This is a genomic window from Kitasatospora sp. NPDC093679 (assembly GCF_040683455.1).
In the GTDB taxonomy this organism is placed as follows: Bacteria; Actinomycetota; Actinomycetes; order Streptomycetales; family Streptomycetaceae; genus Kitasatospora; species Kitasatospora arboriphila.
This window is the reverse complement of the sequence record NZ_JBFBDW010000011.1, coordinates 95,496-108,423: the sequence shown is the minus strand read 5'-3', so window position 1 is coordinate 108,423 and position 12,928 is coordinate 95,496. Positions and strand designations below refer to the sequence as shown.

Below are 12,928 nucleotides of genomic sequence, written 5' to 3'. Positions count from 1 at the left end.
CCGGAAACCCGCCCCCGGACTGCGCAGTTCCCCGCGCCCCTGGTCTGCCCGGGCCCGATCGCTGCGTGCACCGCATCCGGACTGCGCAGTTCTCACCCGGCCTTCGGCCGGGAGGCGCCCCCGCGCCCCTGGTGGCGGTGCCGCTGGTCCGCTGCCCCTGGGGGCTTCACGGCTCGAAGCGGTAGCCCATGCCGGGTTCGGTGACGAAGTGGCGGGGGTTGGAGGGGTCGTCCTCGAGTTTGCGGCGGAGTTGGGCCATGTAGACCCGCAGGTAGTTGGTCTCGGTGCGGTAGGCCGGCCCCCACACCTCCTGCAGCAGTTGCTTCTGGCTGACGAGGCGGCCGGCGTTGCGCGCGAGCACCTCCAGCAGGTGCCACTCGGTGGGCGTCAGGCGGACGTCGGTGCCGCCGCGGTGGACCTTCTTGGCGGCGAGGTCGACGGTGAAGGACCCGGTGGTGAGCACGGCCTCGGTGCCGCCGGCGGTCACCGGTTCGGCGCGGCGGACGGCGGCCCGCAGCCGGGCCAGGAACTCGTCCATGCCGAAGGGCTTGGTGACGTAGTCGTCGGCTCCGGCGTCGAGCGCCTCGACCTTCTCGTCGGAGGCATGCCGGGCGGAGAGGACGATGATCGGGACGCGGGTCCAGCCGCGCAGGCCGCGGATCACCTCGGTGCCGTCCATGTCGGGCAGGCCGAGGTCGAGGACGACGACGTCCGGGGGCCTGGCGGCGGCCGCGGCGAGGGCGGAGGCGCCGTCGTGGGCGGCGTCCACCTCGTACTTCCGTGCCTTGAGGTTGATCACCAGGGCGCGGACGAGCTGGGGTTCGTCGTCCACCACGAGGACCCGGGTCATGGGGTGTGCGCCGCCTTTCTGCGGTTGGCTGTGCTGTGCCCCGGCGGTGGCCGGGGCACGGGTGGTTCAGGAGGTGCTGGGGGTGGGTTCGCGGGGTTCGCGGGCGGTGCGGGCGGCGGCGGCCAGCGAGACCACCATGGTGAGTCCGCCGCCGGGGGTGTCCTCGGCGGTGATGCTGCCGCCCATGGCTTCGGCGAAGCCGCGGGCGACGGCGAGGCCGAGTCCGACGCCGTTGCCGCGCGGGGCGTCGCCGTGCCGCTGGAAGGGCGCGAAGATCCGTTCCCGGGCCTCTTCGGGGACGCCGGGGCCGCGGTCGGCGACGCGCAGTTCGACGCGGTCGCCACCGGGCAGCCGGAGGGCGTCGGCCCGGACGGTGACGGGCAGGTCGGGCGGGCTGTACTTGACGGCGTTCTCGACCAGGTTGGCGACGACCCGTTCCAGCAGCCCGGAGTCGGCGCGCACCAGCGGCAGGTCCTCCGCGACGTCGAGCCGGACGGCGCCGGCGGGCACTCCGGCGAGGGCGAGCGGGACGACCTCGTCGAGGTCGACGTCGCGCTGCAGCGGGGTGACGCTGCCGGTCTGCAGCCGGCTCATGTCGAGCAGGTTGTTGATCAGCTGGTTGAGCCGGTCGGCGCCCTCCTCGATGCCGGCGAGCAGTTCGGCCTCGTCCTCGGGGCTCCAGGCGACGTCCTCGGAGCGCAGTGAGGTGACGGCGGCCTTGATGCCGGCGAGCGGGGTGCGCAGGTCGTGCGAGACGGCGGCGAGCAGCGCGGTGCGGATCCGGTTGTTGTCGGCGAGCCGGCGGGCCTCGGCGGCCTCCTCGGCGAGCCGTTGCCGTTCGAGGACGGCGACGGCCTGGGCGGCGAAGGCGCCGAGCATCCGGCGGTCGCCGGCGGGCAGCACCCGGCCGGTGAGGACGAGGGCGAGCCGGTCGCCGACGGGGACGTCGACGGTGGCGTCCTCGGGACGGGCGGCCGGGCGGTGGCCGACGGCGGCGCGGGTCTGCCAGGAGCCGCGGTCGCCGGGGCGTTCCAGCAGGGCGACGGACTCCATCTGGAAGGTCTCCCGGACGCGTTCGAGCAGGTCCTCGGGTCCGTCCTGGCCGCGCAGCGCGCTGCCGGCGAGGAAGGCGAGGGTCTCGGCCTCGGCCCGGCTGCGGGCGGCCTGCTGGGAGCGGCGGGCGGCGAGGTCGACCACCGAGGCGACGGCGATGCCGACGCCGACGAAGACGCCGAGGGCGAGGATGTTGGCCCGGTCGGTGATGGTGAAGGTGTGGGTGGGCGGGGCGAAGTAGTAGTTCAGCAGCGCCGAGCCGACCAGGGCGGAGGCGATCGCCGGGAAGACGCCGCCGGCCAGGGCGGCGCCGACGGTGAGGGTGAGGAAGAGCAGGACGGCGGTGGGCAGGCCGACGCCGGGGCCGAGGGCGAGCAGCAGCAGGGTGAGCAGGACGGGGCCGAGGCAGCCGAGCAGCCAGCCCGCGACGGTGCGCAGCCGGCCGAGTTTGACGGGGAGTCGGCCGGGCAGACCGGGTCGGCCGCGGGCGGCGTGTTCGTGGGTGACGACGTGCACGTCGACGTCGCCGGACTCGCGGATGACGGTGGCGCCGACGCCGGGGTAGAGCAGGGAGCGCCAGGCGCGGCGGCGGCTGGTGCCGACGACGACCTGGGTGGCGTTGACGCCGCGGGCGAAGTCGAGCAGGCCGGCGGGGACGTCCTCGGCGAGCACGGCGTGGTAGCTGCCGCCGAGTTCCTCCACGAGGCGGCGCTGGGCGGCGAGTTCGCCGGGGGCGGCGGGGGCGGCGGGGCCTTCGGGGCGGACGATGTGCACGGCGAGCAGTTCGCTGCCGGAGCCGCGGGCGGCGATCCGGGCGGCGCGGCGGATCAGGGTGCCGCCCTCGGGGCCGCCGGTGAGACCGACGACGATGCGTTCGCGGGCGGGCCAGGTGGCGGCGATGCCCTGTTCGGTGCGGTAGCGCTGGAGGTACTCGTCGACCCGGTCGGCCGTCCAGAGCAGGGCGAGTTCGCGCAGGGCGGTGAGGTTGCCGGGGCGGAAGTAGTGCGAGAGGGCGGCGTCGACGCGGTCGGGCGGGTAGACGTTGCCGTGGGCGAGGCGGCGCCGGAGCGCTTCGGGGGACATGTCGACCAGTTCGATCTGGTCGGCGCGGCGGACGGTCTCGTCGGGCACGGTCTCGCGCTGGCGGACGCCGGTGATGCCCTCGACGACGTCGCCGAGGGATTCGAGGTGCTGGATGTTGACGGTGGAGACGACGTCGATGCCGGCGGCGAGGAGTGCCTCGACGTCCTCCCAGCGCTTGGCGTTGCGGCTGCCGGGGACGTTGGTGTGGGCGAGTTCGTCGACCAGGGCGACCTCGGGGCGGCGGGCGAGCACCGCGTCGAGGTCCATCTCGGTGAAGCGGGCGCCGCGGTGTTCGACGGTGCGGCGGGGGACGGTCTCCAGGCCGGTGGCGAGTTCGGCGGTGCGGGCGCGGCCGTGGTCCTCGACGAGGGCGACGACGACGTCGGTGCCGCGGGCGGCCCTGCGATGGGCCTCGCCGAGCATGGCGTACGTCTTCCCGACCCCGGGGGCCGCCCCGAGGTAGATCCGAAGCCTGCCGCGCGCCATGTGCACCATTCTCGTTCCACCGCGGCGCCCGCCGTTGGTCCGGACGCCTTTTCGCGCCTCCGAGCCTAGGTCCACCGGTGGGCGCAGCACCCGGTTTGTCCGGTTCGCCGGGTAGATCCTGGCGTTTTCTTGACGCGTACGGCGGCATGCCGCCGTACGCGTCACGAGTGCCCCCCCCGCGCCGCGGGTCAGCCCTGCGCGGCGGCGAACCGGGCGGCGACGTCCTGCCAGTTCACGACCTCCCACAGCCGCTCGACGTAGTCGGGGCGGACGTTGCGGTACTGCAGGTAGTAGGCGTGCTCCCAGGCGTCGAAGGCGAGCAGCGGGGTGGTGCCCTGGCCGACGTTGCCGTGATGGTCGTAGACCTGCTCGACGATCAGGCGCCGGCCGAGCGGCTCCCAGGAGAGGATGCCCCAGCCGCTGCCCTGGACGCCGACGGTGGCGGTGGTCAGCTGCTTGCGGAGGGCCTCGAAGGAGCCGAAGTGCTCGGCGATCGCGTCGCCGAGGGCGCCGTCGGGGCGGTCGCCGCCCTCCGGGGAGAGGTTCTGCCAGAACAGCGAGTGCAGGACGTGGCCGGAGAGGTGGAAGGCGAGCGTCTTCTGCAGGCCGACGAGGCCGCCGTACTGCTCCTTGTCGCGCGCCTCGGCGAGCTGTTCGAGGGTGTCGTTGGCGCCCTTGACGTAGGCGGCGTGGTGCTTGGAGTGGTGCAGCTCCAGGATCTCGGCGGACATCGCGCGCTCGAGGGCGGAGTAGTCGTACGGCAGGTCGGGAAGCGAGTAGGTGCCCATGGCGGGACACGGCCCCTTTCGACGGACGGTGGTGATCGTGCCGGGGCCACACTATTGCGAATAACTTGCAAGAGCGAATCTCATGCTTCAGCATGTTGAGTGCGAGGTCGGCCGGTCGGCCGTCCGGGGCGCCGTGCGTCCTTCCTGACCGACGATCGTCTTCCCAACCGGCGCCCGCCGGGACGCGGCCGACCCCGCGCCACGACGTGCACCCGGGAGCGCACGCCCCGCAGCCGCCGGCCGGCGGGTGCCCACGGGCGGGTGGGTCCGCCGGCCGGCTTCCGTGCGGTCGCGCCCCCGGTCAGGGCGCCTAGGGCGCGTCGACGGACCAGGTGGTGTCGGCGACGAAGCTCGGCGTGTTGCCGTCCCAGGCGTTCGGCCCGTCGTGGGTGGCGATCCGTACCTGCGAGTCGATGTGCCGCAGGTAGCGGTCCGGGTAGTTGTAGGCGGTGAACCGGACGCCGCCGCTGCCGGGCCGGGCGCAGAAGGTCGCGTCGGCCTGGAAGAGCGCGCCGCTGCCGGCCTCCCGGTACACCCGGCTGTCGCGGTGCCGCAGGTACTGCCCCGGGTAGTTGCGCGACTCGAAGGAGTGGCAGCTGCCGTCGGCCAGGCCCGGGACGACCCTCCGGGTGGCGTCGGCCTTCAGCAGGGCGCTGCTGCCCGCGTCGACCGGGTCGGTGTTGGCGAGGCCGTCGTGGTGCCGCAGGTAGCGGGTGGTGCAGCACGGGGTGGTGACCCGCAGCGACTTGTAGGCGCCGGTCGAGCAGGCCGGTGAAGCGGTCGTTCAGCGCCGCGGTGCCCGGCTGGTCCTCGTAGCTGAACCCGCCGCCGGGGAACCGCTCGTGGCCGGCGACGCGCCGGCCCAGGCCGCCGTCCACCGAGCCGCAGCGGTTGACGCCGCTCATGTCGCCGACCAACCGGGACGGGTCGCAGGCCTTCACGTCGTCGGCGATCCGGGCCTGGTCGTACCGGCCCCAGCCCTCGTTCTCGTCCACCCACTGGATCAGCGCGGGCGAGCTGCGGTTCTGACGTAGAGTCAATTCTTCGTGCTGAAGCGGAACTCGGTGCGGCTGCGGAAGACCCGGCCGGGTCTCAGCACCGTGCTCGGGTACTCGGGGCGGTTGGGCGAGTCCGGCAGGTGCTGGGTCTCCAGGCAGATCCCGGCGTGCTGCGGCAGCGGCCGGCCGTCCGCGCCCGGCAGGGTGCCGTCGAGGTTGTTGCCGGTGTAGACCTGCACGCCGGGCTCGGTCGTCCAGACCTCCATCCGGCGGCCGGCCGAGGGCTCGGCGAGGGTCGCGGCGTGCCGCAGCTCCCCCGGTCCGGCGGCCCGCAGCACCCAGCAGTGGTCGAGCCCGCCCGCGGCCCTGACCTGCGGGTGCCCGTCGGCGATCCGCCCGCCGAGCCGGACGGGCCGCCCGAAGTCGAAGGGCGTGCCCGCCACCGGTTCGGGCGGGCCGTACGGGATGCCCTCGGTGGTGACCGGCAGGTAGTGGTCGGCGGACACCTCCAGCAGGTGGTCGTGGACGGTGCCGTGCCCGGCCAGGTTGAAGTACGCGTGGTTGGTCGGATTGACCACCGTCGGACGGTCGGTGACGGCCCGGTAGTCGACCGCCAGCGTGCCCGGGCCGGCCAGCCGGTAGGTGGCGGTGAGGTCGAGCGCGCCGGGGAAGCCCATGTCGCCGTGCGGGCTGTGCAGGCTCAGCTCGACCCCGGTGCCGTCGGCGGTCGGCTCGGCCCGCCAGACGCGGCGGTGGAAGCCGTCCGGCCCGCCGTGCAGGGCGTGGCCGCGGTCGTTCACCGGGACGCGGTGCTCCGTCCCGTCCAGGGTGAAGCGGCCGTGCGCGATGCGGTTGGCGTACCGGCCGACCACCGGGCCGAGGTACGGGTGGTCCCCGGTCCGGACGCTCAACGAGGGCAGGCCGAGCACCACCGGGCCCGGCGACGCGCGCGGGGCGGGGGCGGTCAGTGCGGCCAGCGAGGCGCCGAGGGTGAGGACGGTGGCCCGCAGGCCGCCGGTGGCCTCCAGCGTCCAGGCGTGCACCGCCCTGCCGTCGGGGGTGGTGCCGTACGCGTCCTGCCGGACGGTGGGTGACATTGCCTCGCTCCTGCAACTGATGGACGGATGAGGGCAGGCGTCCCAGGGGCGGGGGGAACCGCGCGATTCGGGTGCGGGCCACCGGATGAACCAGGGGTCGGCCGATTCTGCACGACACCCACTCCCGGACTGCGCGATTCCCCCGCCCCCTGAAGCGACCACCCGAGCACCCTTTGAAGACAGCTCCTAGCGGGTCCGCCCGACGGTGGAGTCGCGCACGACCAGGCGGTGGCCGGGGCGGGCGCGGCGTGGTTCGGTCGCGGCGGTGCCGGCCAGCCGGTCGACCAGGCAGTCGACGGCGAGCCGGGCGATCGCCTCCTTGTCGGGGGCGATGGTGGTGAGCGGGGTGTGGGCGAACCGGCTCTCGTCGATGTCGTCGAAGCCGACGACGGCGACGTCCTCGGGCACCCGCAGCCCGCGGTCGGCGAGGGTGCGCAGCGCGCCGACCGCCATGGTGTCGTTGTAGGCGAACACGGCGTCCGGGCGGGGGCCGCGGTCGAGCAGGGCGGCCATCGCCCGGGCGCCGTCCTCCCGCCCGTACGCCTCGGTGGCGACGACCAGGTCGTCGCCGGCCGGCAGTCCGGCCGCGTCGAGCTCCTCCCGCCAGCCGCGCAGGCGCAGGTGGGCGGGGCGCCTGGCGCTCTCCTCGCGGGCGCCGAGGAAGGCGATCCGGCGGCGGCCGGTGTCGACGAGGTGGCGGACGGCGAGTCTCGCCGCGGCGACGTTGTCGATCGCGATGTGGTCGTACGGCGCGTCGTACTCCCGCTCGCCGAGCAGCACGAGCGGGGAGGTGTCGGTGCGGGCGAGCAGGTCCTCGGGCTCCAGCTCGATGGGGCTGAGGATGAGCCCGTCCATGACGTGCGCCCGGAAGCCCTGGCAGACGAGCAGCTCCTGGTCGCGCCGGCCGCCGGTGTGGTCGAGCAGGACGGTGTAGTCGTGCCGGGCCGCGGCGTCGATCACCGCCCCGGCGAGCTCGGCGAAGTACGGGTTGCCGAGCTCGGGGACGGCCAGCGCGATGATGCCGGTGCGGCCCTTGCGCAGGTGGCGCGCCGTCAGGTTGGGCCGGTAGCCCAGCTCGTCGATGGCGCGCTGGACGCGTTCGCGCATCGCCGGGGTGACGTGCTGGTAGCCGTTCACCACGTTGGAGACTGTCTTGATCGACACTCCGGCGCGCTGTGCGACGTCCTTCAGACTGACCACGGTGTTCCCTCTCGGCCGACGGTTTCTCGGGTCATTTCTACGGGGTTGGACGCGCGCGGAAGAGGTACCGCTGCGCGAGGACGACCACGATCAGGAAACCGCCGCTCACCACGGACTGGTAGGAGGAGTTCAGCGAGCCGATCTGGTTGATGAGGTTCTGGATGACGGCGAGCAGCAGGACGCCCCACAGGGTGCCGCCCACGGTGCCGGCGCCGCCGGTCAGCAGGGTGCCGCCGATCACCACCGCGGCGATCGCGTCGAGCTCCATGCCCACGCCGACGATGGTGACGCCGGAGGAGAGCCGGGCCGCGCTGAGCGCGCCGGCCAGCCCGGCGAGCAGGCTGCTCAGCAGGTAGACCAGGACCCGGGTGCGGGCGACCGGCAGGCCCATCAGGGTGGCGGCGTCGCTGCTGCCGCCGATCGCGAAGACGCTCTGGCCGAAGGGGGTGCGCTGGAGCAGCACGCCGCCGAGCCCGAAGAGGGCGAGTGCGATCAGCACCGGGTGGCCGAAGCCCCAGACCGTGCCCTGGCCGAGTCCGGCGAAGGCGGAGCCGCGGGGCACCAGGTAGGTGGTGGCGCCCTCGTGGGTGACGGCGAGCAGCAGGCCGCGGGCGGCGAGCAGGGTGGCCAGGGTGACGATGAACGGCGCCATCCCGGCCCGGGCGACCAGCAGTCCGTTGATCGCGCCGATCGTGCCGCAGACCGCGAGCGGCAGCAGCAGCGCCGGGACGATCCCCCACGGGGAGGCCCAGGCGGCCAGGACGCCGCCGAGCGCGAAGACCGAGCCCACGGACAGGTCGATGCCGCCGGTGAGGATGACCAGGGTCATGCCGAGGGCGACGATCGCGAGGAAGGAGGTCTGCACGGTGATGCTGCGGGCGTTGTCGAGCGTCCCGAAGGACGGGAACAGCACCGAGGAGACCAGCACCAGCAGGACGAGCACGGCGGGCACGGCCTGGCGCTGGAGCCGGCCGAGCAGCCGGGCGGCGAGGGCACCGTCCGCGGTGGCGGGGCGGGTGGCGGTGGCGGCGGGTGCGGGACGGGGCCCGGCGGGCGCGGCGGCCGGCACGGGTGTGAGCAGGGCGGGCTTCTTCATCGCGACCGGCGCTCCCGGGCGGCGTAGACGGCGGCCAGGATGATGGCCGCCTGGGCGATCTGGGCGGTGGAGTCGGGCAGGTCGTGTTTGACGAGGGTGGCGCGCAGCAGCTGCATCAGCAGGGCGCCGGTGACGGTGCCGAGGACGCGGACCGAGCCGCCGGTGAGCGGGGTGCCGCCGACCACCACCGCGGTGATGGCGGACAGCTCCATCAGGGTGCCCAGGGCGGACGGGTCGCTGGCGGTGAGCCGGGCGGTGGCCAGCACGCCGGCGAGGGCGGCGAACACCCCGCAGATCACGTACACCCCGCACAGGATCCGGCGGACGGGCAGGCCGGCCAGTCCGGCGGCGGTGCGGTTGCCGCCGACGGCGACCAGGCGGCGGCCGAAGGTGGTGCGGTGGACGAGCCCGGCGACGAGCAGCGCGAGCGCCCCGGCGATCAGCACCGTCCACGGCACGCCGAGCAGGCTGCCGGAGCCGAGGGCGAGCAGGTCGGGGTTGACGATCTGCTTGAGCCGGCCGTCGGCGACGACCAGGGCGAGGCCGCGGCCGCCGACGAACAGGGCGAGCGTGGCGACGATCGGCTGCAGTCCGACGACGGACACCAGGGTGCCGTTGACCAGGCCGACGGCGATTCCGGCGAGCAGGGCGATCAGCAGGGCCGGGACGAGCCCGTAGCCGAGGTAGAGCGGCAGGAGCGCACTGGCGAGGGCCATGGTGGAGCCGACCGACAGGTCGACGCCCTCGGTGCCGATGACCAGGGCCATGCCGAGCGCGACGATCACCACGGGGGCGACCTGGACGAGCTGGGTGCGCAGGTTGTCGGCGGTCAGGAAGTGCTCGGTGAACAGGGCGTTGAACAGCAGCAGGACGGCGACGGCGAGGTACACGCCGTACTTCTGCAGCCAGGCGGCGTCGGGCAGCCGCAGCGCGGCGGGCCGCCCGGCGAGGGCGGGCTGGGTCATCGCTTCTCCTCGGGGGCGGGCTCCGCGGCCGGGCCGTCGGCCGCAGCGGGCTCGGCGGGCTCGGCACTGTCGGCGCTGTCGGCGCTGTCGGCGGTGTCTGCTCGGTCGGCGCTGTCGGCGAGCAGGGCCAGCAGTTCGGACTCGGTGACGTGTTCGCCGGTGAGTTCGCCCGCGACGGCGCCGGCGTGCAGCACGGTGATCCGGTCGGCGCCCTCGACGAGCTCCTCGATGTCGGAGGAGATCAGCAGCACCGCCAGCCCTTCGCGGGCGAGCTCGTCGATCAGCGCCTGCACCTCGGCCTTGGCGCCGACGTCGATGCCGCGGGTGGGCTCGTCGAGCAGCAGCACCCGGGGCTCCAGGCAGAGCCAGCGGGCGAGCAGCACCTTCTGCTGGTTGCCGCCTGAGAGTTCGCCGACCTTCTGCTCGGGGCTGGACGCCTTGATCCGCAGCCGCTTCATGAAGACCTCGACCAGCCGGTCCTGGCGGCGCCGGGAGACCAGGCCGAAGCGGGAGAGCCGGGGCATCGCGGCGAGCACGATGTTCTCCCGGACGGACAGCTCCGGGACGATCCCCTCGGCCTTGCGGTCCTCCGGCAGCAGGCTGATGCCGGCCCGGATCGCGGCGGCCGGGGAGCGCCGGGCGAGCGGGCGGCCGGCCACCTCGACGGCGCCGGAGTCCAGCGGCAGCGCGCCGGCGAGCGCCTTGGCGGTCTCGCTGCGGCCGGAGCCCAGCAGTCCGCCGAGGCCGAGCACCTCGCCGGGGCGCAGTTCCAGGCCGACCCCGTGCAGCTGGTGGCGCCTGGTCAGGCCGCGGGCGGTGAGGACGGGTTCGCGGTCGGCGCGGTGGCCGTCGCCGAAGCCGGTGACCCCGTGCCGGCGGACCTCGGCGACGTCCCGGCCGAGCATCATCGAGACCAGGTCGAGGCGGTCCAGTCCGGCCAGTTCGCCGGTGTGCACCAGGCGGCCGTCGCGCAGCACGGTGACCCGGTCGCAGAGCCGGTACAGCTCGTCCATCCGGTGGCTGACGTAGAGGATCGCGATGCCCTGCGCGTGCAGGTCGCCGACCACCCGGAAGAGCGTCTCCACCTCGCGCGGCTCCAGGGCGGAGGTGGGCTCGTCCATCACGACCACCCGGGCGTCGACGGAGACCGCGCGGGCGAGGGCGACCATCTGCTGGGCGCCGATGCCGAGGGTGTGCAGCGGGCGGCGCGGGTCGACGGTGACGCCGAGGCCGGCCAGCAGTTCGGCGCTCTCCGCGTGCATCCGGGCGAAGTCGATCAGGCCGAAGCGGGTGCGCGGCTCGCGGCCGAGGAAGACGTTGCGGGCCACGCTCATCAGCGGGACGAGGTTGACCTCCTGGTAGATCGTCGAGACCCCGGCCTGCTGGGCGTCGAACGGCCGGTGCAGGGTGACCGGGCGGCCGGCGATCCGCAGTTCGCCGGCGTCGGGGCGGTGCACGCCGGTGAGCACCTTGATCAGGGTGGACTTGCCGGCGCCGTTCTCCCCCACCAGGGCGTGGATCTCGCCGGGCCGCAGGGTGAGCGAGACGTCGTCGAGGGCGACGACGCCGGGGAAGCGCTTGGCCACGCCGACGGCCTCCAGCGCGGGCGGCGCGGCGGCTCCGTCCTCGGGCGGGGCGGCCGCCTGGGCGGGTGGGGCCATGGGTGGGACCTCCGGGGCATACGGGGTGTACGGGGTGTACGGGGTGTACGGGGGCGCACAGGTGTGCGGCGGAGGAAGGGCGGAAGGGCTGGTCCGGGGCGCGCGGCCGGGAGGGCCGGCCGGGCGCCCCGAGGTCAGCGGGGCGCGCGGGGCGAGCCGGCTCAGTACGCGCCGGCGACCGAGGCCGCGGCGTTGCCCGGCTCGTAGGCGCGGTCGGTGATGATCACGCTGTCGGCGACGGACTCCCCGGCGAGGAACTTCTGCAGGGTCTCGAAGGCCAGCGGGCCGAACCGCGGGTTGGACTCGATGACGCCGTTGTAGTCGCCGGCGGCGAGCGCCTGGACGGCGTTGCGGGTGCCGTCGATGGAGACGATCTTGACGTCCTTGCCGGGCTTGCGGTTGGCGCTCTTGAGGGCGGTGACGGCGCCGAGGCCCATCTCGTCGTTCTCCGCGTACACCGCGGTGATCTCCGGCTTGGACTGGATGAGCTGCTCCATCACCTGCTGGCCCTTGTCCCGGGCGAACTCGCCGGTCTGCTGGGCGACGATCTCCATGCCGGGCGCCTTGGCCTTCAGCTGCTCGACGAAGCCGTTGGTGCGGTCGGTGGTGACGTTGTTGCCGGAGGAGCCGAGCAGGATGGCGACCTTGCCGGTGCCTCCGGTGGCCTGGACCAGCGCGTCGGCGGCCCGCTTGCCCTGCTCGACGAAGTTGGAGCCGATGAAGGTCAGGTAGTCCTTGCAGGCGGTGGCGTTGACCTTGCGGTCGATGGTGATCACCGGGACGTGCTTGGCGGCCGCGGCGGCGAGCGCCGGCTGCAGGCCGTCGGAGTTCAGCGGCGCGACGACGAGCAGCTGCGCGCCCTGGTTGAGCATGTCCTGGATGTCGCTGATCTGCTTCGAGAGCTGGGACTGCGCGTTGGTGGTGAGCAGCTTCTTGACGCCGAGCCTGGCGGCCTCGTCCTTGATCGACTGGGTCTCGGCGATGCGGAAGGGGTTGGCCTCCTTCTCCGACTGGGAGAAGCCGACGATCGCGTCCTTCAGGTCGATCTTGGGGGTGCCGGTGCTCTGCAGGGTGCAGCCCGCGCCGGCGGCCGGGGCGGAGGCGGCCGCGCCGGTGGCGGCCTGGGCGGCCTGGCCGTCGCCGGAGCCTGCGGCCGGGGTCTCCTCCTTGGCGCAGCCGGTGAGGACGAGGGCGGCGGAGGCGAGCAGCGCGGCGGAGGCGAGCAGGCTGCGGGATCTGCGGATGCTGGTCATGCGAGGACGCTCCTTGACGGGTGGGACGGCGCGGCCGGGGGGGTTCCGGGCGTGCCGAGGCAGGCCGGGGCGCACCGGTGGCGGGCCGGTTCGGGGAGGCGGGGAAGGCTTCGCTGACGTGCAGGACGAGCGGCCCGGCGGGGAGATCGCGCTCTCCAGCGGGCGTTTACAACGTTATACAACCGGTGTTGCAGGGCCGACAAGAGTCACGGCACGCCCTGTCGAATCCGTTGCCGCACGCGTCCCGGGCCGAGTTGACGGGCCGGCAGCCGACCCGGGCCGACCCCGGGGGCCGGTTCCCGGCCCGCCGCCCGGAGCCGCTGCACTCCCCGTCACCTGGAGTGCAGCGAGGGAAAGGTCACACTGGATTGATCTGCTGTCCGCCTGCTAACGGGCAC

At 74.1% G+C, this 12,928-nt stretch carries 9 protein-coding genes and 1 pseudogene; all 10 read right to left on the bottom strand.

The annotated features are described in order from the left end of the window. Positions 1-166: 166 nt before the first annotated feature. The 10 genes and pseudogenes from AB0O09_RS12315 to AB0O09_RS12270 all read right to left on the bottom strand — a co-directional run bounded on the left by AB0O09_RS12315 (position 167) and on the right by AB0O09_RS12270 (position 12,530). Positions 167-850, bottom strand: a complete 684-nt coding sequence (locus AB0O09_RS12315) for a response regulator (RefSeq protein WP_363541533.1) — start codon at positions 848-850, stop codon at positions 167-169. Positions 851-916: 66 nt separating this feature from the next. Then, positions 917-3,472: a sensor histidine kinase KdpD gene (locus tag AB0O09_RS12310; RefSeq protein WP_363541532.1), complete on the bottom strand. Its 2,556-nt coding sequence runs from the start codon at positions 3,470-3,472 to the stop codon at positions 917-919. A 188-nt stretch (positions 3,473-3,660) separates the two neighbouring features. Beyond that, positions 3,661-4,260, bottom strand: a complete 600-nt coding sequence (locus tag AB0O09_RS12305) for a superoxide dismutase (protein ID WP_363541531.1) — start codon at positions 4,258-4,260, stop codon at positions 3,661-3,663. Between the two features lie 310 nt (positions 4,261-4,570). Continuing rightward, positions 4,571-5,288: pseudogene (locus AB0O09_RS12300) on the bottom strand (AbfB domain-containing protein); the annotation flags it as partial. Between the two features lie 8 nt (positions 5,289-5,296). Continuing rightward, positions 5,297-6,355, bottom strand: a complete 1,059-nt coding sequence (locus AB0O09_RS12295) for an aldose epimerase family protein (protein ID WP_363541529.1) — start codon at positions 6,353-6,355, stop codon at positions 5,297-5,299. 186 nt (positions 6,356-6,541) lie between these two features. After that, on the bottom strand, positions 6,542-7,555 hold the full coding sequence (locus AB0O09_RS12290; protein WP_363541528.1) for a LacI family DNA-binding transcriptional regulator: 1,014 nt from the start codon (positions 7,553-7,555) through the stop codon (positions 6,542-6,544). A gap of 37 nt (positions 7,556-7,592) precedes the next feature. Continuing rightward, a complete protein-coding gene (locus AB0O09_RS12285; protein ID WP_363541527.1) occupies positions 7,593-8,651 on the bottom strand; it encodes an ABC transporter permease in 1,059 nt (352 codons plus the stop codon). After that, positions 8,648-9,616, bottom strand: a complete 969-nt coding sequence (locus AB0O09_RS12280) for an ABC transporter permease (protein WP_363541526.1) — start codon at positions 9,614-9,616, stop codon at positions 8,648-8,650. Before AB0O09_RS12280 ends, AB0O09_RS12285 begins: the two co-directional genes overlap by 4 nt. Continuing rightward, on the bottom strand, positions 9,613-11,277 hold the full coding sequence (locus AB0O09_RS12275; protein WP_363541525.1) for a sugar ABC transporter ATP-binding protein: 1,665 nt from the start codon (positions 11,275-11,277) through the stop codon (positions 9,613-9,615). Before AB0O09_RS12275 ends, AB0O09_RS12280 begins: the two co-directional genes overlap by 4 nt. 161 nt (positions 11,278-11,438) lie before the next feature. Further along, a complete protein-coding gene (locus AB0O09_RS12270) occupies positions 11,439-12,530 on the bottom strand; it encodes an ABC transporter substrate-binding protein (RefSeq protein WP_363541524.1) in 1,092 nt (363 codons plus the stop codon). Positions 12,531-12,928 lie beyond the last annotated feature (398 nt).